Origin of the sequence: Granulicella tundricola MP5ACTX9 (assembly GCF_000178975.2) — a bacterium.
GTDB classification, from domain to species: domain Bacteria; phylum Acidobacteriota; class Terriglobia; order Terriglobales; family Acidobacteriaceae; genus Edaphobacter; species Edaphobacter tundricola.
In genome coordinates, this window is sequence record NC_015064.1 from 3,892,428 (window position 1) to 3,914,630 (window position 22,203).

A 22,203-nucleotide genomic window follows, 5' to 3' on the forward strand; every position below is an offset into this window, starting at 1 on the left:
ATGTGCACGCTTTATCTCAATCAGCAGTTCCTTGGATAAACTGCACTGCTGCCTTACGCATGGTTCGTCTTTCGGAGTCCGTTAAGTCCCGGCTAATCAAGTGACGGCAGGTCCCAAGGATTGGCCGATCATATTGCGCCGGAATAGATGGATTAGAAGCGACCAACCCACGAAGCCGCTCCATCTCGTCCAACGAGACTTGAGATAAGATGTCGTGGATTGAACGTGCCACTGCGTTTTCGAATGTAAGCGAAACTTCTACAGGTTGCTTCGCTGCAACTGGAACTGCTGGGATAGCTGCTAACGCACCGTAATGCTTCATGAACTTAGCCACGTCAATCTTTGGTATTTCATGAACTGTGTCGGCTTCCTGCCGAAGCAACTGAGATTGAGAAGCACTGCTGGGCTCGAGACCAACCAGGTGAACTCTCACGCCAAAACTCTGTGCGATCTGCACAGCCACGCGCATATCGCCATCCCCCGTAACGATCACAGCATCGGAGATCGCCTGGTTTCTTGCCAGATCAATAAGATCGGTAACCAATAGCGAATCGACACCCTTCTGCTGTCCGGCACTATTGATAGACCCAAGGCGCACCTTGACGTCGGCCATATCCGCAAGAACCAACTGCTCCGCGGTCATTCCATTCTTGGCCCCGTCATACCAGTAAATCCGCAGAAGTTGAGCTCCCGCACTCAGGTTCAACGCCAAGGACTTGAGCTGATTGATCAACTCAGCTTCGTCGAGCCGAAGGGAAGGTCGAGCCGCGTTGGCACCCGTCAAGCTCACCGCAGACTGTGAATACAAATATCCTGCGTCGACAAACACTGCATTTCTTTGCATAAGCTGTAGCTCCAAATAGTACGGGGCCCCCGCAGGGGCCCCTAAATAGTCCGGCGGTGAAACCATAGACGCCACCATCGGAGACTAAATACTAACAGAAGCCCAGAATCAAAGGTTCAACTTCTTGAACACCCGCTCCGGGATATGCCGGATGATGAACATGATCGGCTGCCACTGGAACGGCACATAAAGATTGTCCGTCCCATTGTCGATCGCCTTCACAATCGTAGCCGCCACCTTGTTAACGTCCGCAAACTTTTCAGACCCAGGCATGGAAGCGGTCATCGCCGTCCGGGTCGGACCCGGCTTAATCGTGATGACGTGCACACCCTCGCGATCCACCCGATTACGCAGCCCCGCCAGGAATGCGCTCAAGCCAGCCTTCGAAGCGCCATAAACGTAGTTCGACTTGCGGCCACGATCGCCCGCAACCGAAGACAGCACCGCCAGCGTGCCCGCATGACGCTGCACGCAGAAGTTTGCCAGCCACGTCAGCAGCGACACCGCGGACATCAGGTTCGTATGCAGAATCTGCGCCGCAACCTCAAAGTTCTGCTCAGCCTCGGTCTGGTCGCCCAGAACGCCATGCGCCAGATACGCAATATCCATGCCGGTCAGCGAGTTGATCGCATGCGCCAGCAGTGCCGGATGGCTGGACGTGTCATCCAGATCCGCGACAGCCGTGTCCACATAGCTCGCACCGCGCGTTTTCAGATCTGCCGCGACAGCATCCAGCTTCTGCTGATTGCGCCCGACCAGAAACAGGCTCGCACCCTGCTGCGCCCAGATCCGGCACGTCGCCTCAGCGATCCCTGAAGTCGCGCCCAGCACCAGGATCTTGCGCGGCACCTGGTTCACTGCAGGTTCGGAACGGCGGGTCTGCAAACGTTCAGTCGTAGAAGCGGAGGAATCTTGATTCGGGGGATAGGTGCTCATTGGCCTGGACGGTCTCCGGTAACGCGCTCCCAGAAACTGGAAGTCAACATCGGGTCGCGGAAGCGGGCGAGTTGCTCCCACTGCGGGTAAAAGGTCTGGAACTGCGAAGCCGTCATCGCCGCATCCTTCGCAGGATAAAGCCTGCCGCCAAAGTCGCGTGTCATGTCTGCCAGCCGTTCGAACAACGGAAACGTCACATCCGCCTTGATCGGAAAATCGAGCGCCAGCGTAATCCCCGGCTGCGGAAAGCTCATCAGCCCCGGCGAAGGAACGTCGCCAAAGGCCTTCAGCACAGCCAGAAAACTAGCCAGCCCGGACTCCGCCACCTCACGCAGGATCGCAATCGTCCCCTCGCGCGCCGACTCCCACGGAATCGCGTACTGGAACTGCAGCAGGCCGGACTTGCCGTACAACCGGTTCCAGTGCAGCACCTTATCCAGCGGATAGAAGAACGGCTCATAGTCCTGCAGCGCCTGCACCCTGGGCTTCATCTGCTTATGAAAAAACGCCGTATTGAACAGCGAGACAGTCGCGTGGTTCAGCGCAAAACCCGGCGCATCGAACGGAAACACCAGCTTCGGCTCCGGGCTCGGCTTCAACTCACCGGGGATCCGCGAGTGGTCCCCCTGCATGAACACGCCACGCGCAAAGTTTTTGCCGGTAGAGGCGCAGTCGATCCAGCTCACCGTGTACTCGACGGACTGGGATTGCTGGGTGAGGTCCAGGAACTCGTCGATCCCATGGAACTGGATGCCCTCGTAGTCGATCATCCGGCTCACAATCGGCCGCAGCCGCACCTGCGCCCACGGAATCAGCCCCGTCAGCCCCAGCCCGCCGATCGTCGCCGCAAACCAGTCCGGATTCTCCGTCTGCGAGCACCGCCGGTGAGAACCATCCGACCGCACCAGCTCAAACTGCGTCACATGGCTGCCAAAAGTCCCCGCCACATGATGATTCTTGCCATGAATATCGTTGGCGATCGCGCCGCCCAGCGTCACGTACTTGGTCCCCGGCGTCACCGGCAGGAAGAACCCCCGCGGCACCGCAAAGTCCAGGATCTGCGCCAGCGTAATTCCCGCCTCGGCCGTCAGCAGCCCGGTCTCAGGATCGAACGAGAGCAGGCGGTTCATGCTCGTCGTCAGCAGCAGGTTGCCGCCGTTCAGCAGGCAGGAATCGCCATAGCTCCGGCCCATCCCCACCGGCAACGCGCCGTTGTGGAGCCCATCCAGCTTGGCCGGAAAGTCCTGCTGCCACTGCAGCGGAACGATGTTGCCGGGGTACTTCGGATAGCGGCCCCAGGATTCAAACTCCGCTCCGCCCTTTTGCTCGGCGGAGCGTGCGCCACCCGCGGCTTCCGTGGAGTCGGACGTACTGGAGGATGCGCTTTGCGGCATAAATTCAGAATACCTTGTGGTGGAAATAGAAGAGGCACGGCTTTATGGGCCGTGCCTCGTTGGATGCGACGAACAAGCTAGACGGCGGCGGCTTCTGCCTTCTGACGATCCGCATGACCCTGCGCAGCGTTCGCACGGGCAGACTTCGCCACCTCAACCAGCGCGGTAAAACCGGCGGCGTCGTTGGCTGCAATGTCAGCCAGGATCTTGCGATCCAGCGTGTTGCCGGCCAGCTTCAGGCCGTTGATGAACGTCGAGTAGCTCATGCCGTTCTTCAGGGCACCAGCTCCGATACGGACAATCCACAGCGAGCGATACTGACGCTTCTTCTGCTTGCGGCCCGTATAGGCGAACTTGAGTCCACGCTCAACGGCCTCTTGGGCAGCCTGGTACAGCTTGGATTTCGTGAGGAAGTAACCGCTCGCGCGCTTGAGAATCTTGCGGCGGCGATCTGCGCGTTTAGTACTCCGTTTTACACGGGGCATCGTAATCTCCTGTTTGCGTACTTCGTTTAAGCGGCTGGTGGAAAGGCTTCCACTTCACTCGCCTGTAGCACATTCTGATCTCAATGGAGGTCGCTTACGCTCGCTCCAGGGGCCTTTACGCTTTGCTGACCCTTTGCTTTGCAGCAGCTCGATCAAAACAATTCAACTTACCCACACCAGAGCAGAAGCTCAGGCGTAAGGAAGCATACGGGACACGTTGTAGTGATCCGCATCCGAGACCAGACCAGACTTGCCCAGACGGCTCTTGGTCTTGTTGTTCTTGGACGTCAGGATGTGCCGCATCTTCGAATGACCGCGCTTGAACTTGCCCGTGCCGGTCTTCGTGAAGCGCTTTGCAGCTCCCGAGTGTGTTTTCAACTTTGGCATGATGATTCCCTTAGTAGTTCTGAACCTGTCGGTTCTGAGCCCGGAGAACTCCCGGACACACTTCTGCACAACTCTCCAAGTGTACACGATCCAGGGCTCAAAACCCGTAGTTCTTCCGCCGCAGCGCATTCTTGTACTCGTCGCGAGCCTTCTTGGCCGTCAACTCAACATCATGCAGCGCTAGCCCGGCCGTATCCCAGGCCTCCATCTGCACCATCGAGTGATCGTCCGTAGCCAGTTCCTCTTCCGCATGGATCGCCTCCACCCACGCATCCACGGCCTGCCGGTAGTTGCTCAAAAGCTGATCGAAGTCATCCGTCTTAGTCATAAGCGCGAAGCTACGGCCCACCGCGAGGCCCGTCAATCGCCGTCGCGAAGGATTCACCGTACATTGACGCAACCTCCGCAAGCCCCATTCGCCCGCGCAGACAGGTATCCTAGAAAAACAGCAAATCTTCCAGCACGAGGTTCCCATGCCCACGGCCGATCTTGCATCAGAAACCACCGCCGCCCTGACGGCTTCAGAGCTCATCGCCCTTGAAGACCAGTACGGCGCCCACAACTACCATCCCCTCGACGTCGTCATCACCCACGCCTCCGGAGCCTGGGTCACGGACATCGACGGCAAGCGCTACCTCGACTTCCTCGCCGCCTACTCCGCCGTCAACCAGGGCCACTGCCACCCCGCCATCCTCGCGGCCATGATCGAGCAAGCCCGGAAGGTCACCCTCACCTCCCGCGCCTTCCGCAACGACCAGCTCCCCCTCCTCTACCGTGACCTCCACGCCCTCACCGGCTTTGAGATGGCCCTCCCCATGAACTCCGGCGTAGAAGCCGTCGAGACCGCCATCAAAGCCGCCCGCAAGTGGGGCCTCACCGTCAAAGGTGTCCCCGCCGGCACCGCCGAGATCCTCGTCTGCGGCAACAACTTCCACGGCCGCACCATCGCCGTCGTAGGCTTCTCGTCCGAATCCCAGTACAAGTGCGGCTTCGGCCCCTTCCCCACCGGCTTCAAGCAGGTCCCCTTCGGCGACGTCGAAGCAATTCGCGCCTCCATCAAGCCCAACACCGTCGCCATCCTCGTAGAACCCGTCCAGGGCGAAGCCGGCATCATCGTCCCCCCCGCCGGCTACCTCCGCGAGCTCCGCGAACTCTGCGACGAGCACGACCTCCTCCTCATGTGCGACGAGATCCAGTCCGGCCTCGGCCGCACCGGCAAGCTCTTCGCCTTCGAGCACGACAACATCCGCCCCGACGTCTGCATCATCGGCAAAGCCCTCTCCGGCGGCTTCTACCCCGTCTCCGCCGTCCTCGCCAGCCGAGAGATCCTCGGCGTCTTCACCCCCGGCGACCACGGCAGCACCTTCGGCGGCAATCCCCTGGCCTGCGCCGTAGCCCGCGCCGCCTTGAAGGTTCTAGTCGACGAAGATCTCCCCGCCCGCTCCGCCGACCTAGGCGCCTACGCCCTCGCCCGCCTGCAAAGCCTCAACCTCCCCCAGATCGTCGCAGTCCGCGGCAAAGGCCTATGGATCGGCCTCGAGCTCAACATCAAAGCCCGCCCCATCTGCGAAGCCCTCAAAGACCGCGGCCTCCTCTGCAAAGAAACCCACGACACCGTCATCCGCCTGGCCCCCCCGCTCATGATCAGCAAGGAAGACCTGGCCTGGGGCCTGGACCAGATTGAGGCTGTGCTTAAAGCGAACTAAGTGCCCGGTCCTTCAAACTCCCAACTCACCCGTTTCCATGCCTTCCGTCTCCGGCTGGAGCGCCACAAGCCCTCCAGCCGGTTTACAGCCTTCCTCTGGGAGTTTGGCCTCTTCGTCTTCAAGCAGGCCTGGTCGTGCCTTTTTGGCGGACTCCTGCTGGCTCTGGTGCTTGGCACGCGCCTTTTCTGGCCACACCATGCATGGCTGGCACGTTACGATTTCCTCTTTCTGGCAGCTCTGCTGATTCAGGTCCTGCTGCTGGCCTTTCGCATGGAGACCCTCCGCGAAGCCAAAGTGATCCTCATGTTCCACGTCATCGGAACGCTGATGGAGCTGTTCAAGACGCATGTAGGCTCGTGGACCTATCCAGAGGCAAATCTCTTCCGCCTGGGCCACGTCCCTCTCTTCTCCGGCTTTATGTATGCGTCGGTCGGCAGCTATCTCGCCCGCGTCTGGCGCGCGCTGGACTTCCGCTTCAGCCACTATCCGGACCGCCGCCTCACCTATGGGCTGGCCTTGCTGATCTACGCCAATTTCTTCACGCACCACTATCTGCCGGATCTCCGCTGGTTGCTCTTTGCCGCGGTCGCCTGCCTCTACGGCCGCACGTGGGTGTACTACAAGCCTTACCGGGCCTACCGGCGGATGCCCTTACTGCTGGGCTTTGCGCTGGTGGCGCTCTTCATCTGGATCGCGGAAAACGCCGGCACGTTTGGCAACATCTGGGTCTACCCGGATCAGCATTCCGCATGGCATATCGTGCATTTCACCAAATTCGGCGCATGGTTCCTACTCATGATCATCAGCTTCATCCTCGTCTCGCTCGCCCACATTCCGCAAGCGGAGGGAGGCGTCAGCACAGGCGCAGCCTGACGCTGCGCTGAAGGAGAAGCCCCTTTACTTCGCCAAATGTAATCTATAAATTACAACTAATGAGGCCTGAGCCGATTGACTTCACCTCGAACCATCCTGATGTGCCACGCGGAGGACGGCAGTGTGCCCTTTCAGGAATGGCTCTTCGACAGCCTCGACGTGCGGACACGAGCCAGAATCACGGTAAGGATCGACCGGATTGAAGACGGCAACTTTGGCGATGTCAAACCAGTAGGCGAGGGCGTCTCCGAACTTCGCGTCGACTTCGGCCCTGGCTACCGCGTCTACTTCGGCCAGAAAGGGAATGAGGTCCATCTGATTCGCGGCGGCTCAAAGGGCACGCAGACAGCCGATATAGCCGCAGCCAAAGACTTCTGGAGGAAACATGGCTAACAAGACGACACCCTACCGCGAGGCGCTCCTCGCAAGCCTCGCCGATCCAATCGAAGCCAAGCACTATCTCAACGCAACCCTCGAGGACAACCCAGAGGGCTTTCTCAAGGCCCTCCGCAACGTCGCCCAGGCTCGCCGCATGGCGCAGGTCGCACAAGACGCGGGACTCACCCGCGAAAGTCTCTACCGGACCCTCTCCGAAGAAGGAAATCCGACCTTTGAGACCCTGAACTCCGTTCTCGACGTTCTAGGCCTGAAGATCACGATCGGCGTCCGCGCAAAATCCCTCTCCCGCCGCGCTGTCGGCACCTCGCCCGCAAAGGCTTCAACCGTTCTTGCGACAGCGCACGCCCCCAAGTAACCCGCTTCGACCACCCGCACCCGCATGGTAAACTTTAGATACAGGGAAATCTGTCGAAAGTGCTGATTTGACGCGATCTTCCGCGCTCCCACACACTCCGCACAGCCCCGCCCAGAAGCACGACGGAGACGCGAAAAACCTACATGGCATCCACCCCCAACACGCCCGCAAATCCAGACCTCACCCCCCTCGATCCAAATGCACAGGCCAACACCGACGCAGCCAAAGCCGCCGGTTACTCCGCCGAAAACATCACCGTCCTCGAAGGCCTCGCAGCCGTCCGCAAGCGCCCCGCCATGTACATCGGCTCCACCGGCGAGCAGGGCCTCCACCACCTCGTCTACGAGGTCGTCGACAACTCCGTCGACGAAGCCCTCGCCGGCTACGCCTCCCGCATCGACGTCACCATCCACGTCGACAACTCCATCACCGTCGTCGACGACGGCCGCGGCATCCCCGTCGACAACAAGGTCATTAACGGCGTCACCATGCCCGCCGTCCAGGTCGTCCTTACCATCCTCCATGCCGGCGGAAAGTTTGACGCCTCCAACTACAAGGTCTCGGGCGGCCTCCACGGCGTGGGCGTAAGCTGCGTCAACGCCCTGTCCGAAGCCTTCGACGTCGAGATCTGGCGCGACGGCTTCGCCTGGGAGATGGACTACGCCGCCGGCGACCCCATCTCCGAGCTCCGCAAGATGGGCCCCAGCACCCGCAAGGGCACCAAGGTCCACTTCCTCCCTGACAAGACCATCTTCTCCGTCACCGAGTACAACTACGACACCCTCGCCAACCGCCTCCGTCAGCTCGCCTTCCTCAACAAGGGCATCGAGATCACCCTCACCGACGAGCGCCAGACCGAGACGAAAACCGGCGAAGCCAAGACCCAGTCCTTCAAGTACCTCGGCGGCATCGCCGAGTTCATCAAGCTCATCAACAAGGGCAAGGCCGTCCTGCATGAGAAGCCCATCTACATGGAAGCCGAGCGCGACAACGTCGCCATGGAAATCGCCATGCAGTACAACGACGCCTACTCCGAGACCGTCTTCACCTTCGCCAACAACATCAACACGGTAGACGGCGGCACCCACCTCTCCGGCTTCAAAACCGCCCTGACCCGCACCATTAATGCCGCCGGCCAGTCCCTCGGACTCTTCAAGGACGTGAAGGAGAACCTCTCCGGAGACGACGTCCGCGAAGGCCTTGTCGTCGTCATCTCGGTTAAGCTCTCGCAGCCCCAGTTTGAAGGCCAGACCAAGGGCAAGCTCAACTCGGACATCGCCGGCACCGTCCAGGCCTTCGTCAACGAGCGCCTCGGAGCCTTCCTCGAACAAAACCCCCAGGTCGCCAAGAAGATCATCAACAAGGCCATTGACGCAGCCCGCGCCCGTGAAGCCGCACGCAAAGCCCGCGACCTCACCCGCCGCAAAGGCGCACTCGATGGAGGCGGCCTCCCCGGCAAACTCGCCGACTGCTCCGAACGCCAGCCCGACCGCTGCGAGCTCTACCTCGTCGAGGGTGAATCGGCCGGAGGAACCGCCAAGCAGGGCCGCGACCGCAAGTTCCAGGCCATCCTCCCGCTCAAGGGAAAGATCCTCAACGTAGAGAAAGCCCGTTACGACAAGATGCTCGGCCACGAAGAAATCCGCGCCATGATCACGGCCCTCGGCTGCGGCATCGGCAAGGACGACTTCGACGTCTCCAAGCTTCGTTACGGCAAGCTCATCCTCATGACGGATGCCGACGTCGACGGCTCTCACATCCGCACCCTGCTCCTCACCTTCTTCTTCCGCCACATGACGGAGCTCATCAAGCGCGGCCATGTCTACATCGCCCAGCCCCCGCTCTTCCGCATCAAGAAGGGCAAGTTCGAGCAGTACATCAAGGATGAGCGCGAGTACGTCAACGTCATGGTCAAGCGCGCCTCGGACGGCATGGTCATCACGCATGGTGAAGGCGGAGCCCGCATCGAAGGCGCCGACCTCACCGAGTTCATCGGCCGCCTCAACGAGTATCTCGGCTTCCTCGACAAGGTCAACAAGCGTCTCCGCAACGAGGACGTCACCCGCGCCTTCACGGAGCTCTTCGCCCACGGCGGAGCAACCCCCGCCAAGAAGGAAGACTTCCAGTCCCCCGCCAAGCTCGAGGAGATGAAGACCAAGCTCCAGGCCCTGGCGCATGAGGCCCAGTTCCGCGCCGTTGGCGAGCCCGTCCTCGACGAAGAGCACCAGACCTGGTCCGTCAGCTTCACCGATGCCCAGGGCGCAGAACGCAAGATCGATTGGGCCCTCGCCAACGCCGCAGAAAGCCGTCAGCTCCTCGGCAAGTACGCCCAGATCGAATCCCAGCTCAAGGGCCCCTTCCACATCTCCTACGCCGCCAAAGCAGCAGTCCCCACACCCGCCGCAGGCAGCGCAGAAGAAGCAGAAGCCACCTCCCAGGCTGAGATGGATGAAGCCGACGAGGTCGCCCAGGAAGAGGGCATCAACGAGACCATCGCCGCCGCTCCCGGCACCGCCGCCGAAACCAAGCCCGGCAAGCGCAGCAATCGCGCCAGCCAGGACCCTGTCGAGAAGAAAACCCCGCGTGAGGTCTTCGAGTACGTCATCGAGCAGGGCCGCAAGGAGTACCAGGTCCAGCGCTATAAGGGACTAGGCGAGATGACCGCCCCCCAGCTCTGGGAGACCACCATGGACCCCGAACGTCGCACCCTCATGCAGGTCAAGCTGGAAGACATCGCCGCCACCGAGGAGATCTTCACCACCCTCATGGGCGAGGACGTCGAAAGCCGCCGCCGCTTCATCGAAGAAAACGCCTTGGACGTCAAGAACCTCGACATCTAACTCAACGCATCACGGGAAGCGATCTCTCCGGAGATCGCTTCCAAAACTACAGAGATGACGACAGCGACAAAAATAAATCGTCATTCTGGCGAAGCCAGAACCTCGGTATTTGCATTTTGCCGTTGCTTGTTTTGCCCTAACAACTAACCGAAAGTTTCGGGGGCCTAAGTAAAGCCGCCCCTTCAGCCTTGTCCACCACCCCGCCCAAGCCTATACTCCCCCCATGGCCGCGAACCCCATCCCGCACCAGTCCGAGTTCGTCGAAGTCGAAATCCTCGAAGACGAGTCCGGCCAGTTTCTGCGTCTCCCGGAGGCCTTCCGGCTGGATGCGACGAAGGTACTCCTGCATCGGGCAACCAACCGCCGCATCCTCGTCGAACCGCTGAGCGAGAAACGCCGTAAATGGACTCATGAAGAAGTTCAAGCCTTGGCTGATCAATTCGACGCACACAATAGGGAGTTTGGTCCCTTTATGGCTGAAGGTCGCAACCAGCCTCCTATGCAGGAACGGGACTGGCCTGAGTGAGCGTTCTACTGGACACAAACGCCTGTATTGGCATCATGTCTCGCACAAGCCAGCTTCTTTTCGATTCGTATAGCGAACATCTTCTCGCAGGTGAGCCACTTTACATCTCATGTATCTCCCATTTTGAACTGTTCGTCGGCCTTGAAAAGAGCCTTCACCAGTACTCTCGCCAAGTGCAGTTGACTCGTCTTCTCCTCACCCTTGAAGTTCTGCCCTTCGAAGATCAAGATGCTCTTGAAGCCGCCCGAATCCGCGCCGAGCTCGAACGAACAAAGCAGCCCATCGGCCCCTACGACACTCTCATAGCCGGTCACGCGATAGCCCGGAACCTCACCCTCATCACCGCCAACGTTCGTGAATTCGCCCGAGTCCCCAACCTCAAGTGGCAGGATTGGACGATCCCCTCGCAGCCTAACCCATAAACCACTGACCCTCAGCAACTTACAGTCAAAATCGCGGAAAACACCAGCAAACAAGCGTGTCAAGCCCCCACAACCCTGGAATTCTCCCTAAACCCAACAAAACAAAAGACAAAATAGTCAAAAATAGTTGGGGTATTTACCCAGCTCAACTTGATAAAATAGATGGAGAGCAAGAAAAGAAAATAGCTTACGGCGAAGCCCTCCAAGGGGTAATCGCCGTAAGCTATTTCTTTTGAATACTTTACGATCTGATGCCCGCTAAACCCAGCATTATGAATACTTTACAAAATCCACCCGCAGGAGGTCCAGACCTAACTCGTTTACTTTGAATACTTTGCGCTAAAAGACGGGGGGGTACCCCTAGTTCATCCAACGCTTATCCGTAGGGTCCTTATCCGGGTCCACATACCGGCCATCCTTGTCGAAGTGAACCTCCCGGTTCTGCTTCCGCATATACACCTCGAACTTCTTCGCCGCGCGCCGCCGCTTCGCCCGGTAGAACTCGTTCCGCAGCGCAAAGTAACGCTCGGAGATCCCCATCGCGAGACCACGCCGCGGTGCCAGCCGCAGGAAAATATACCCACACAGCCCGCCGCTCAGTTGCAGCAGCGCGCTGAACGCATCCGAGCTCTTCAGCAACATCGCCACGTCCACCAGGATGTAGATCGCCACCAGGTACTTGGCCTTCATCCGCAGTACGAAGAACAGCAGAAACTCCTGATCGCCGAAGAAAGCGCCGATCGCGATCATCAGCCCAAAAATCCCCGCATACGGTCCGGACGCAGCGTAGATCGGCTGCAGCCGCTCAATATGCGACATCGACACCGCCGACGCCACCACCGCCCCGCCAATCGCCGAGATCAGGTAGATCTCATACAGCCACCGGCTCCCAAACGAGCCCTCCAGCAGCGAGCCCACAAACCACAGCGTCAGCATCGCAAACGCCGTGTTGATGATGCTCCCGTTGATGAACGCGTACGTGACGAACTGCCAGACCTCGCCGTGCAGCAGAGCCAGCTCCGGCGTCAGTTGCAGGTGAATCTCCAGCAGGCTCACCAGCCCCCTGGAGCCGAACGCCAGGATCGCCAGCGCAAAGAACACCGCGACGTTCCACAGAATGAGTCGCCGCGTAGCCCCCGCGAACGGGGGCAGAGTCATCGAGATGGGGCCGGACCGAGCCATGATCTCTCCATCATAGGCCGAACCAGCCCCGCCCGCGCTAACGTCCCTGCGGCTTTGGTAGTACGGCAGGGCTCGTGTGCCCGGCAGCATCGGAAGTCCGCACCCCAAAGACCACGTTGTCCTTGGAGATCGGCAGCTTGATCGTCATCGCAGAACCCGCCGACTGCAGGTTCGTCCACACCGGAGCATCGGACGGACGCCACAGCACCTGGTAGATCGTTCCGGCAGGAGCCCCCGCCGGGGCCGTCCAAGTCAGCTCGGTGTTGTTATCCAGCCCGCGCGTCAGGATATGGACGTTCTCCGGCTCGCCCGGCGCACGCGCAAACGTCGCCAGCGTAGCCGCATTCAGCCGTGCCACATTGGCGACATAGCTCATGTCCACAAACTGGATGTTGTCCTCGTACAGCACGCCGTTCTCCGTCCGCGGAGTCTGATGCTGGTGGTTGAAGTTCTCCTGCCACTCCGTGAACCGGACGGCCGCGAAGCCCTCCGCGTTGAAGCTGGTGTGATCGCCGCCGCGCAGGAAGCGATCCCGCCGGAAGATCAGGACCGGGTGAAACGGAGGAACGTAGCGCACCAAGTGGCTGTGCGGCTGTCCCGGTCTGCCCTTCGCTGCGCCGATGCTCGAAGACTTGAAGTAGCTGTCCGAAACCTCGGTAATCGCCCTTGCCAGCTCACGCGAAGGCGAATCGCCCTCAGCCCCCAGGTTCTGGATCGCCCTCACCTCCTCAGGCGTCGCCGGCCCCGGAACGCCTTCGGAGAACACCCGCACCGCACTCTTGTCCTGCCCCGTATCCCCCGGCGTAGTATCTCCGCCGACGATGTCATTGTTCAGCGCCGCCTCAAGACTCCAACCCTCGGCCTTGGCGAGCTTCGCCAGGTGCCGGCTGCCGTTCAACCCCTGCTCCTCCCCGGCCACCGCCACAAACACAATGGTCGCCGGAAACTTCAGCTTGGAAAGGACCCTAGCAGACTCAATCGAAACCGCCACACCGGAAGCGTCGTCGTTCGCCCCCGGCGCAGGCGTATGCGTATCCATCACATCCGTCACACGCGAGTCATAGTGCCCCGTCACCAGCACCCGCCGAGCCTTCTGCGCCGGGTCCGTCCCCGGCAGCACCGCATAGATGTTCTGGATGCGCGTGTCCTGCTTGATACGTCCGTTCGGCCCGGTCGCCGCAGGCTCGATGAAGTCGTCCCGCTTCACCTCAAGGCAGTTACCGCAGGCCGCAGAGATCCGCGTGAACTCCGCAAAGATCCAATCCGCGGCCGCAGTCACCCCGGTGCCCGCCGGCAGATCCTTCACCGTGCTGGAGACCGTCGACCGGTTGCTGAAGCTCACCAGCTTCGCAATATCGTTGCGCACGTCGTCCGGCGAGATCTTCGCCAGCGCCCCCGCAATCTCCGGGTCCGCCGCCGCAATCGGCAGCGCATCGCCGCTCTCAGGAATGTGAACCGGAGCCTTGACCTGCGCCAGCCCGGCGGAGGCGGTAACGGCAAACACTGCCGAGCAAAGCATCTTCGTGAGTCGCACGCGCTTCAACTTCTTCTTGCCGGTCTCCAACATTGCTGCATTCTCCTTGAACGATCTGTGAAGGAACATAACTTTATTGAATCAGGAAACGAAACAATCCCGTCTCTGTCTCCGGAAAACAAAGCGGCAGAAATTCGCACACCGGTGGAAACCCTTTGCGCCCATTTGCCGTAACCTTGTGATTAGCCGTCAACGATGATGAAGAGAACGTTTGCTGATTTGGGCGAACGTCTCAGATGGTTTTATCATCCAACAGCGCGAACCAAAAAAGACCTGGAGGCCGCAACAATGGCAATTGTCTGTCCCGAATGCGATAACCCGCTCGATATCGATGTCGATATGACCGATGAAGGCGAAGTCATTACCTGTGACGAGTGCGGTACCGAACTCGAAGTCGTCACCCTCGATCCACTGCACGTAGCTCCCGTCGATGCCGAAGGCTATGACGACGAAGACCTCACCCGCGACAGCGGTGAAGAGGAAGACGAATAGTCTTCCTCTTCGGAGTTCATCAGCACACGGTCCGCTCCGGAACTTAGGGATTACAGGTGGGTTACATCCCATAGCCGTATACTGGAGTCATCATGGCCCGCACAAATTTCACGCAACGCGTCACCGGTTCTCTTGTTCTCTCGTTCGCCCTTTTCACCTCCGCTTCGACAGTAGGGTCAGTTGCCGTTCTCTCTGCGCAGGCGCGCGGCCCAGTGCAGCGCGTTGTGCAGGGCACCGTCCAGGATAAGAACGGCGTCGCCATCAAGGGCGCGGTCGTCTATCTTCAGGACTCCCGCACCAACTCCGTCAAGAGCGCCATCGCTCTCGATAACGGCTCTTACCGCTTCGTGCAACTGACCCAAGGCACCGACTACTCCATCTGGGCCAAGTCTGAAGACAAGAAGAGCGCCACCAAGACCATCAGTTCCTTCGACACCAAGAACGAACTGACGATCAACCTCAAAATCGACTAGGCGCGAAACCGCCCAGCCAGATGCGACACAAGTAACACAATTGCGGCATCGCTCCATGGCTGTCCGTTCGCTATCATCGGACCACTGCGCCTTCGCCTCAGATGAGGAAGGGCCAGAGGAGATGAACGACCCACATGGCCACCGTCTACAAGAAGCCCACCTTCGCCTTCATCGCAGCTTCATGGACCGCGCTCTTCGCCGGCTCTCTCGCCTTCATGGTCGGCCTCTGGAACGCCACCATGGTCCTCAGCGAGAAGAGCTACTTCTTCACCCTGCTCATGTACGGCCTCTTCTCCGCAGTCTCCGTGCAGAAGAGCGTGCGCGACCGCATGGAAGGCATTCCGGTGACGAACATCTACTATGGCCTGAGCTGGTTCTCCGTCCTGCTGACAATCCTGCTGCTCGCGGTCGGCCTCTGGAACGCTACTCTGACGCCCAGCGAGAAGGGCTTCTACGCCATGTCGTACCTGCTCAGCCTCTTCGCAGCAATTGCCGTCCAGAAGAACACCCGTGACAACGCGGACCTGACCACCGAACACTCGACCCTAGCATGATCCCGTCGAGCGATCGTGTGCAAAGGGGCATCCCCTTGCACGATCGCTCGCATCCCAGCGGGTCATGAATAGCGCCGCACTGCAACCTGAAGCACCGCTGAACCGCCGCGACTTCCTGCGCTCCGCCTCTGCCCTCGCCGCATCCGCAGGCTTCGCCGGCACGGCAATCGCACAGCAGCCTGAGAAGCCAAACGCGCAGGATAAGGTCGAGCTCTCCCAGATCCACGCCACCACCGAGCAGCCCGAAAAGATCCCCGGCCCCTTCGAATCCCGCGACCATCGCACCGGCTTTGCCATCGTAGGCCTTGGCCGCCTGGCCCTCGGTGAAATCCTCCCCGCCATGGGCAAGTCGAAGTACTGCAAGCCCACCGCACTCGTCAGCGGGGACCGCCAGAAGGCCCTGAAGATCGCCGCTCAGTACGGCATCAAGGAGTCGTCTGTCTACGACTACACCACCTACGACCAGCTCGCCCGGAACCCGGACGTGCAGGTCATCTACATCGTCCTCCCCAACTCCATGCACGCCGACTTCACCGTCCGCGGAGCCAGGGCCGGCAAGCACATCCTCTGTGAAAAGCCCATGGCCACCACCGCCAAAGACTGCGAGCGCATGATCGCCGCGTGTGAGCAGGCCAAAGTAAAGCTGATGATCGCCTACCGCAGCCAGTATGAACCTAACGACCTCGCCCTCATCAAGATGATCCGCGCCGGCAAACTCGGCAAGCTCCGCCAGTACATCGCCACCAACAGCCAGAACCAGGGTGACCCCACACAATGGCGGCAGAAGAAAGCCCTGGCTGGCGGAGGCTGCATGCCGGACGTAGGCGTCTACTGCCTCAACGCCGCACGTTTCCTCTCCGACGAAGAACCGTACGAGGTCCAGGCCACCATCGTTCAGCCCAAGGACGACCCACGCTTCGCAGAAGTCGAAGCAAGCTGCCAGGTCATCGCAAAGTTCCCTTCAGGCTTCGTAGCAACCTTCAACTCCAGCTACAACGCCCACAAAAGTCAGTTCCTCCGCATAGAAGGCGTAGAAGCCTTCGCCGAACTCAACTCGGCCTTCGCCTATCACGGGATCAAGCTCCGCTACTCCAAACTCATCGACGGACAGGAGATCATGCACGAGCCTTCCATCGAAGAGAAGGACCAATTCGCCGAAGAGATGGACCACATGGCCCTCTGTGTTCAGAAGAACCTGAAGCCCCACACCCCGGGCGAAGAGGGCTTACAGGACCAGCGCATCACAGACGCAATTTATGAATCAGCCCGCACCGGCAAAGCCGTTAAGCTTTCGCCGCCACACGCACCCACTCGCAGCCCAGACCCGGTGGAGGCGTGATGGACCTAACGGATCAAATGTACGGCGCAATCTAATTGCAGCTTCGACCATGCCTGATCAGCCGTATAAACATCAAGACCTTTTCCAAGAGCGAGCGCCAGGCAGGCTCGATCTCCCAAGGAAAGCCCGAGGCTTTTAGTGGATGGTCGCAGATCGGCCGCTAGGATCGCTTGAGCCTCGGTGAATGGCTCTACCCGCAGAATAAGATCCAAGACCTCGTTCATGGACGTGAGTTGCAGCTTACCCAAATCCGAAAGTCGTGTCCTTACCTCCGCCAGATTGACAGCGCTGATGATCGATCTGCCGAGCAAACCCTCCAGATTGTTGAAGGTCTTATCGTCGACTTCCCTCAGCAGGATCGCCAGCACTGCAGAAGCGTCCACCACGACTTCAATCACGCGCGGCTTCGGCACGTCGCTCATCTATGAGTTCCTGAACTAAATCCCTGCCCTCTGGATTGGCCGCTCGAATGGCTTCACGTGCGGCTCGCAACACAGCCCTGCGACGCGCAGTCTCAGCGGAATCTTCGGCCACCGACAAAGCTGGCTCTGCTAGTGTCGAACGAGTGCGTTCGAGAGCACGGCAAAGATAGCCAACGATGTACTCGTGTGACGTCGTCTCAACCAGATCGCGGTTACCCGCTAGCTCCTGGATCGCGCGGTCGATCACCGGCCATTCAGGAGTAGAGGCAAGACTCTCATAAGGGTGCCGGGGTGACGCTTCGCTCTTACTGATCGCCATGAAGATACGCTCCCAACTCCGTACGGCTGACATCGCGCTGCTCGCCGGTAGCGAACCGCTTGACCTTGAGATTACCTGAAGCCACCTCATCCTCACCAAGAATCACAACAGCCTTCGCCACCTTATCCGCAGCCTCAAAGCTCTTCTTCAATCGGAAGCTTCCATCCCCAACCTCAACCCGCAGCCCATCCCGCCGCAGCTCCCGAGCCAGCGCCAGCGCAGCCGCATTCTGTTCCACGCCAACCGGAGCAATGTATGCATCCATCTTGCTCTCAGCCTGTTCCGCCGCCTGCTCCTGCAGGATCAGGATCAGCCGGTCCTCACCGATCGCAAACCCAATCCCCGGCGCCTTCGGCCCTCCGAGCATCTCGCTCAACCCGTCATACCGCCCACCGCCCAGCAGCGCATTCTGCGTCCCCAGACCACTGCCATCCGGAACCGTAAACTCAAACGTCGTCCGCGTGTAGTAATCGAGCCCACGCACCAGCCGCGGGTTCACGTGATACGCCACCCCGCAAGCGTCGAGCGCCTTCAGCACCTGCGCAAAGTGTTCCTTTGAAGCCTCATCCAGGTAGTCCGCGATCTTCGGCAGCCCATTGATGATCTCCTGATCCTCCGGAGCCTTGGAGTCGAGCACCCGCAGCGGATTCGTCTCTGCCCGCCGCCGATTGTCCTCGCACATCTGATCCTTCACCGGCTCCAGCGCAGCCCGCAGCGCAGCCACATACCGAGGCCGGTCGGTCGAAGACCCAACCGAGTTCACCTCCAACCGCCAGCCCTTCACGCCCAACTCATCCAGCAGTGAGGCGAGCATCTCCAGCACCTCAGCATCCCGTACCGCGCTCTCCGCCCCGGATGAGACCGGCCCCAGCACCTCAGCCCCAATCTGCCAGAACTGCCGATACCGCCCCCGCTGCGGACGCTCCCGCCGGAACTGTGGCCCGATATAAAACAGCTTGCGCAGCCCCCCCGCCGCATCCATCTTGTGTTCGATATACGCCCGCACCACGCCCGCCGTATTCTCCGGACGCAACGTCAAGCTCTGCGCCTTTTCACTCGCAGCCCGAGCCCGATCCTCCCACGTGTACATCTCCTTGGAAACGACATCCGTCTCCTCGCCCACCCCGCGCACAAACAGCTCCGTCGTCTCAAACAGGGGCGTCCGGATCTCCCCAAATCCATACCGCTCAAAAACCTTCCGCGCCACACCCTCAACCCGGTTCCACAACTCTGTCTCAGGCGGCAATAAATCCCGCGTCCCGCGCACTGCTTTGATCGTTGACATAAGACCCCTAGTCTATCAACCGGCACCCACCCCGCGCCCACCTGCATCTCATACCCTAGGCACGCCCTAGGGCAAGCCGGGAAAGGATTCACCCATGGCACTCACCAAGACATCGACCCGTTTCAGACTTCTGGCACCTTACTTCCTCGCACTCAGCTCCATGGCAGTCGCTCAGCAGCCCGCACAAACCCCGCAGGCTCCCGCCACCAGCCAAACGCCCGCTGCCCCAGGAGAAGCGACCACCACCACAGCGGCCGCCACTCCCCTTACCAAGAAGGAGCTGAAGGCCCAGAAGAAGCAGCAAAAGGCCGCAGAGAAGGCTGCCAGCGAGAACGCCCAGGCCCAGAAGGATCAGGCCAACGCCCTCAAGCACCAGGACAAGGCCGCCAACGCAGCCCAGCAGGCCAATCCCCCAAACTAAAGTACCCCTGAAGCCAACTCCTCCAGATAGTTCTTCGTATAGCCCAGGTAGTTATTCGCATACATCAGGATCAGCCTGTGGTCCTCGTCCGTGATCTCCCGCCGCACCTTGCCCGGAACCCCGGCCACAAGGCTTCGCGGCGGGATTACGGTATGCTCCGGAATCACCGCACCCGCCGCAATAATCGACCCCGTTCCAATCCGGGCATCGTTCAGAATCACCGCTCCAATCCCCACTAAAACCTCATCCTCCAGCACACAGCCATGCACCGTGGCGTTATGCCCGATTGTGCAGTGTTCCCCAATCAGCACCGGGTATAAGTCCTTCATTCCATGCAGCACAGCGCAGTCCTGCACATTCGATCCCGCCCCGATCCGAATTGCGTTCACGTCCCCCCGAATCACCGCATTCATCCACACGCTGGCCTGCTCGCCCAGAATCACATCTCCCAACACCTGCGCGCTCACATCTACGTAACAATTTTCCGGAATAATTGGCTTGACACCGCGATACGAACGAATCATCATCTCTCCTGTAAGACAGCTCAGTTTTCTCGGGAAGACAGCAAACCCCGTTGAAACAGTAATTTAGCGTTCTATTAGCTCTAGAAATAAGCAAGCGAACTCTGTTTTTTGTGTGCATTCTCCCGAACTTCGGACTATCCTACTTATTAGCCAGTTTAGGCCCGATTGTGAGGTGTACTCCCCCATGGCAGAGATTCGCGTACAAGAAGGCGAACCCCTCGAGAATGCCCTGCGCCGCTTCAAGCGCAAAGTTCAGACTGAAGACATTATCAAAGAGGTAAAGCGTCACTCGTTCTATCTGAAACCAGGCGAAAAGAAGCGCGTCAAAGAAGCGCTCGCTCGCAAACGTAATCGCAAGAAGGTTCGTAAGGAACAGGACTAACTCTCCCTTACCAGCATGACCTGCAGTGTGAGCTGTGGCCTCCCGGCTCGGCTCACACGCAAATCTCCTCCGCGGCTTCCTTTCTCCGCAATGGTCATGCACGTTTCACTGCAACTCTCAGCGTTTCAGATCCCGGGCCCCAGTCATCCATCTTCAAGAGAAGTCTGATCGGCCTGCGCGATGCTCCGAGCCATCAGCCTTTTCCGCCCCATGGGAGAAGCGATATGCAGGAACAATTCATTGACCGCATCCTCAACTGCGTAGACTGTCACGGCGAGTTCATCTTCACCGCTGGCGAGCAGCTCTTTTTCTTCGATAAGCAGTTCAAAAACGACCCCAAACGCTGCAAACCCTGCAAGAGCCGCCGCTCCGGCCTCAGCGCCGTCGCCAACGGCACCGGCCCCGTCGCCGCAGGCCTCTCGCGCACGGAGACCCGCACCCTCTGCTCGGATTGCGGTATAGAGACCACCGTGCCCTTCAAGCCGACCCAGGGCCGCCCCGTCCTCTGTCGGCAATGCTTCCAGTTGAAGGCCCGTTCGGTCACTCCGCTTCGCACCATCGGCACACCTGCCTCGGATGCAGCGGCGCTCACCCAGGCCTCCGCAACCATAGGGGGTTCAATCTCCGCCGACGCAGCCGTGCTGGCTGCAGCCTCCATGTCCGCGGCCTCGCCCCAGTCCTCGGTCGCCACCTCCGCAGACCTCGCCTCGATCACTCAACTCGAAGCACCTGTCTCCTTCCCCACAGCAGCGCAGAGAACCGTGCAACTCATCGCCGGCACCTCTTCAGACGCCATGGCAGCAGACATCCCTGTTGAGCTGGTCGCCGCTGAAGTCTCTTAGCCGCACCACCCACTGCGCCCAAGTGCGCTGACCACCTCCTGTGGCCGCGACACATCCTCCCGCAGTATCCTTCCCCCATGCATCCCGCCGCTCAACCCACTGACGCCGACCTCGTCCGCGGTCGCCTCGCGCTCGGCGACTTCGAGCTCACCCTCTGCACCGACGGCACCTACCTCCTCGACGGCGGAGCCATGTTCGGCGTTGTCCCCAAGCCTCTCTGGCAGAAGCGCACCCCCGCCGACGACCAGAACCGCATCCTCCTCGGCCTCAACACCACCGTCATCCGCACCGGCCAGCACGTCGTCCTCATCGAGACCGGCATCGGCAACAAGCAGTCGGAAAAGATGCAGTCCATCCACCAGAACCAGGCCATCCTGCCGCTATCCCTTGCAGCCGCAGGCATCCGTCCTGAAGAGATCACCCACGTCATCAACACCCATCTTCACTTCGACCACTGCGGCTGGAACACAACTCTCCACCCCGACGGCTCCGTCACCCCCACCTTCCCCAACGCCCGTTACTTCGCCCACGCCGGCGAGGTCGCGCACGGTCACCTCCAACTCGACCGCGACCGCGTCTCCTACCTCTCCCCCAACTACGATCCCCTCATCGAATCCGGCCAGATGACCCTCCTCACGAGTGACCAGATCCACCTCAACCCCACGATCGCTCCCGGCATCTCAGTCGAGCTCTTCCCCGGCCACACCGCCAACATGCTCGCCGTCCACATGGAGTCAGCCGGCCAACACGCCTGCTACATCGGCGACCTCATCCCCACCCACCATCATTTAGACCCCACCTGGGTCATGGGCTACGACCTCGATCCCCTCACCTGCATCACAGAACGCAAGCGCTTTCTGGCCCGCGCCATCCCGGAGCAATGGCTAGTCCTCTTCACCCATGACCACCAAGTCCCCGCCGCCTACCTGAACCTGGACGAAAAGGGAAAGCCCAAAGCCACCCAAGCCCTTTGAGGCAAACTAGAAAGAAACAAATACCAGCCGTCGCGAAGGTGCCCGACAAAATTTGCTCTGACCGCTTTTATAATCTGGGTCCCAGCAAGCAAATCTCGTTTGTTTGAGGGATAGCTGAACTTCTGTGACGATTGGGGTTAACCGGTATTTCGCCATTCGAGGATCAGGGAGGCTGGTTTTGGATCCTCGGCGCGGCGTTTCGTCCTGAATCTGACGGCGACTCAGGCGGCTTCCATGACTGAAATCTCTATTCGTTCGGTGAACCCGACTTGCTTTCTGACTCCCGAAGTGCA

Annotated in this window: 27 protein-coding genes; 16 read left to right on the forward strand and 11 right to left on the reverse strand. The window is 59.9% G+C overall.

Annotation, left to right across the window (positions count from 1 at the left end):
• Nucleotides 1-16 precede the first annotated feature (16 nt).
• The 6 genes from ACIX9_RS16925 to ACIX9_RS16950 all read right to left on the reverse strand — a co-directional run bounded on the left by ACIX9_RS16925 (nt 17) and on the right by ACIX9_RS16950 (nt 4,374).
• Entirely contained in the window at nt 17-844 is an 828-nt protein-coding gene (locus tag ACIX9_RS16925; protein WP_013581712.1) for an NYN domain-containing protein, read from the reverse strand.
• A 108-nt stretch (nt 845-952) separates the two neighbouring features.
• Nucleotides 953-1,780 carry an SDR family oxidoreductase gene (locus ACIX9_RS16930; protein ID WP_013581713.1) on the reverse strand — a complete coding sequence of 276 codons (828 nt, stop codon included), beginning with the start codon at nt 1,778-1,780 and terminating at the stop codon, nt 953-955.
• Complete coding sequence (locus ACIX9_RS16935; protein ID WP_013581714.1) at nt 1,777-3,174, reverse strand: FAD-binding oxidoreductase; 1,398 nt, start codon at nt 3,172-3,174, stop codon at nt 1,777-1,779. Before ACIX9_RS16935 ends, ACIX9_RS16930 begins: the two co-directional genes overlap by 4 nt.
• A 77-nt stretch (nt 3,175-3,251) precedes the next feature.
• Nucleotides 3,252-3,659 (reverse strand): 50S ribosomal protein L20, encoded by a 408-nt coding sequence (gene rplT / locus ACIX9_RS16940; RefSeq protein WP_013581715.1) that lies wholly within the window; start codon nt 3,657-3,659, stop codon nt 3,252-3,254.
• Between the two features lie 189 nt (nt 3,660-3,848).
• The gene (gene rpmI, locus ACIX9_RS16945; protein WP_041597180.1) at nt 3,849-4,046 is read right to left on the reverse strand and encodes a 50S ribosomal protein L35; all 198 of its coding nucleotides are present in this window, start codon (nt 4,044-4,046) and stop codon (nt 3,849-3,851) included.
• Between the two features lie 97 nt (nt 4,047-4,143).
• Complete coding sequence (locus tag ACIX9_RS16950; protein ID WP_157477652.1) at nt 4,144-4,374, reverse strand: hypothetical protein; 231 nt, start codon at nt 4,372-4,374, stop codon at nt 4,144-4,146.
• A gap of 145 nt (nt 4,375-4,519) precedes the next feature.
• Between ACIX9_RS16950 and rocD the strand changes: the two genes are divergently transcribed.
• From rocD to ACIX9_RS25970, 8 genes are all read left to right on the forward strand, one after another.
• On the forward strand, nt 4,520-5,752 hold the full coding sequence (gene rocD, locus ACIX9_RS16955) for an ornithine--oxo-acid transaminase (protein WP_013581718.1): 1,233 nt from the start codon (nt 4,520-4,522) through the stop codon (nt 5,750-5,752).
• Entirely contained in the window at nt 5,753-6,625 is an 873-nt protein-coding gene (locus tag ACIX9_RS16960; RefSeq protein ID WP_013581719.1) for a DUF817 domain-containing protein, read from the forward strand.
• Nucleotides 6,626-6,748: 123 nt separating this feature from the next.
• The gene (locus ACIX9_RS16965) at nt 6,749-7,018 is read left to right on the forward strand and encodes a type II toxin-antitoxin system RelE/ParE family toxin (RefSeq protein ID WP_198152118.1); all 270 of its coding nucleotides are present in this window, start codon (nt 6,749-6,751) and stop codon (nt 7,016-7,018) included.
• Nucleotides 7,011-7,379, forward strand: coding sequence for an addiction module antidote protein (locus ACIX9_RS16970; protein ID WP_013581721.1), 369 nt, complete (start codon nt 7,011-7,013; stop codon nt 7,377-7,379). The genes ACIX9_RS16965 and ACIX9_RS16970 overlap by 8 nt, the downstream gene beginning before the upstream one ends.
• 143 nt (nt 7,380-7,522) lie before the next feature.
• On the forward strand, nt 7,523-10,219 hold the full coding sequence (gyrB, locus tag ACIX9_RS16975) for a DNA topoisomerase (ATP-hydrolyzing) subunit B (RefSeq protein ID WP_013581722.1): 2,697 nt from the start codon (nt 7,523-7,525) through the stop codon (nt 10,217-10,219).
• Between the two features lie 223 nt (nt 10,220-10,442).
• Nucleotides 10,443-10,745: an antitoxin gene (locus tag ACIX9_RS25965; RefSeq protein ID WP_013581723.1), complete on the forward strand. Its 303-nt coding sequence runs from the start codon at nt 10,443-10,445 to the stop codon at nt 10,743-10,745.
• Nucleotides 10,742-11,167, forward strand: coding sequence for a type II toxin-antitoxin system VapC family toxin (locus ACIX9_RS24935; protein ID WP_083808476.1), 426 nt, complete (start codon nt 10,742-10,744; stop codon nt 11,165-11,167). The genes ACIX9_RS25965 and ACIX9_RS24935 overlap by 4 nt, the downstream gene beginning before the upstream one ends.
• A gap of 56 nt (nt 11,168-11,223) precedes the next feature.
• Nucleotides 11,224-11,403: a hypothetical protein gene (locus ACIX9_RS25970; protein ID WP_157477654.1), complete on the forward strand. Its 180-nt coding sequence runs from the start codon at nt 11,224-11,226 to the stop codon at nt 11,401-11,403.
• Nucleotides 11,404-11,527: 124 nt separating this feature from the next.
• On the opposite strand, the gene ACIX9_RS16990 is transcribed toward ACIX9_RS25970, so the two are convergent.
• Both ACIX9_RS16990 and ACIX9_RS16995 read right to left on the reverse strand, forming a co-directional pair.
• On the reverse strand, nt 11,528-12,349 hold the full coding sequence (locus tag ACIX9_RS16990) for a rhomboid family intramembrane serine protease (protein WP_041597183.1): 822 nt from the start codon (nt 12,347-12,349) through the stop codon (nt 11,528-11,530).
• Between the two features lie 37 nt (nt 12,350-12,386).
• A complete protein-coding gene (locus tag ACIX9_RS16995) occupies nt 12,387-13,916 on the reverse strand; it encodes a M20/M25/M40 family metallo-hydrolase (protein ID WP_013581726.1) in 1,530 nt (509 codons plus the stop codon).
• A gap of 162 nt (nt 13,917-14,078) precedes the next feature.
• Between ACIX9_RS16995 and ACIX9_RS17000 the strand changes: the two genes are divergently transcribed.
• The 4 genes from ACIX9_RS17000 (at nt 14,079) to ACIX9_RS17015 (ending at nt 16,741) form a co-directional block, all read left to right on the forward strand.
• Nucleotides 14,079-14,375, forward strand: a complete 297-nt coding sequence (locus tag ACIX9_RS17000; RefSeq protein WP_232298741.1) for a hypothetical protein — start codon at nt 14,079-14,081, stop codon at nt 14,373-14,375.
• A gap of 92 nt (nt 14,376-14,467) precedes the next feature.
• A complete protein-coding gene (locus ACIX9_RS17005; protein WP_013581728.1) occupies nt 14,468-14,848 on the forward strand; it encodes a carboxypeptidase-like regulatory domain-containing protein in 381 nt (126 codons plus the stop codon).
• Nucleotides 14,849-14,982: 134 nt separating this feature from the next.
• Nucleotides 14,983-15,402 (forward strand): inner membrane protein YiaA, encoded by a 420-nt coding sequence (gene yiaA, locus ACIX9_RS17010; protein ID WP_013581729.1) that lies wholly within the window; start codon nt 14,983-14,985, stop codon nt 15,400-15,402.
• A 64-nt stretch (nt 15,403-15,466) separates the two neighbouring features.
• Nucleotides 15,467-16,741, forward strand: a complete 1,275-nt coding sequence (locus ACIX9_RS17015) for a Gfo/Idh/MocA family protein (protein ID WP_013581730.1) — start codon at nt 15,467-15,469, stop codon at nt 16,739-16,741.
• 5 nt (nt 16,742-16,746) lie between these two features.
• Here ACIX9_RS17015 and ACIX9_RS17020 read toward each other — a convergent pair whose 3' ends face one another.
• Nucleotides 16,747-17,163: a PIN domain-containing protein gene (locus ACIX9_RS17020; RefSeq protein ID WP_013581731.1), complete on the reverse strand. Its 417-nt coding sequence runs from the start codon at nt 17,161-17,163 to the stop codon at nt 16,747-16,749.
• Nucleotides 17,164-17,468: 305 nt separating this feature from the next.
• Nucleotides 17,469-18,767, reverse strand: coding sequence for a histidine--tRNA ligase (gene hisS, locus ACIX9_RS17025; RefSeq protein WP_013581732.1), 1,299 nt, complete (start codon nt 18,765-18,767; stop codon nt 17,469-17,471).
• A 94-nt stretch (nt 18,768-18,861) separates the two neighbouring features.
• Here hisS and ACIX9_RS17030 point away from each other — a divergent pair, with 94 nt between their 5' ends.
• Nucleotides 18,862-19,188, forward strand: a complete 327-nt coding sequence (locus tag ACIX9_RS17030; RefSeq protein WP_013581733.1) for a hypothetical protein — start codon at nt 18,862-18,864, stop codon at nt 19,186-19,188.
• Here ACIX9_RS17030 and ACIX9_RS17035 read toward each other — a convergent pair.
• A complete protein-coding gene (locus ACIX9_RS17035; RefSeq protein ID WP_232298742.1) occupies nt 19,185-19,715 on the reverse strand; it encodes a gamma carbonic anhydrase family protein in 531 nt (176 codons plus the stop codon). The two genes, ACIX9_RS17030 and ACIX9_RS17035, sit on opposite strands and share 4 nt — an antisense overlap.
• A gap of 181 nt (nt 19,716-19,896) precedes the next feature.
• Between ACIX9_RS17035 and rpsU the strand changes: the two genes are divergently transcribed.
• From rpsU to ACIX9_RS17050, 3 genes are all read left to right on the forward strand, one after another.
• A complete protein-coding gene (rpsU, locus tag ACIX9_RS17040; protein WP_013581735.1) occupies nt 19,897-20,094 on the forward strand; it encodes a 30S ribosomal protein S21 in 198 nt (65 codons plus the stop codon).
• Between the two features lie 224 nt (nt 20,095-20,318).
• Complete coding sequence (locus ACIX9_RS24945) at nt 20,319-20,936, forward strand: zinc-ribbon domain containing protein (protein WP_013581736.1); 618 nt, start codon at nt 20,319-20,321, stop codon at nt 20,934-20,936.
• A 77-nt stretch (nt 20,937-21,013) separates the two neighbouring features.
• Complete coding sequence (locus ACIX9_RS17050; RefSeq protein WP_013581737.1) at nt 21,014-21,910, forward strand: MBL fold metallo-hydrolase; 897 nt, start codon at nt 21,014-21,016, stop codon at nt 21,908-21,910.
• Nucleotides 21,911-22,203: the final 293 nt, after the last annotated feature.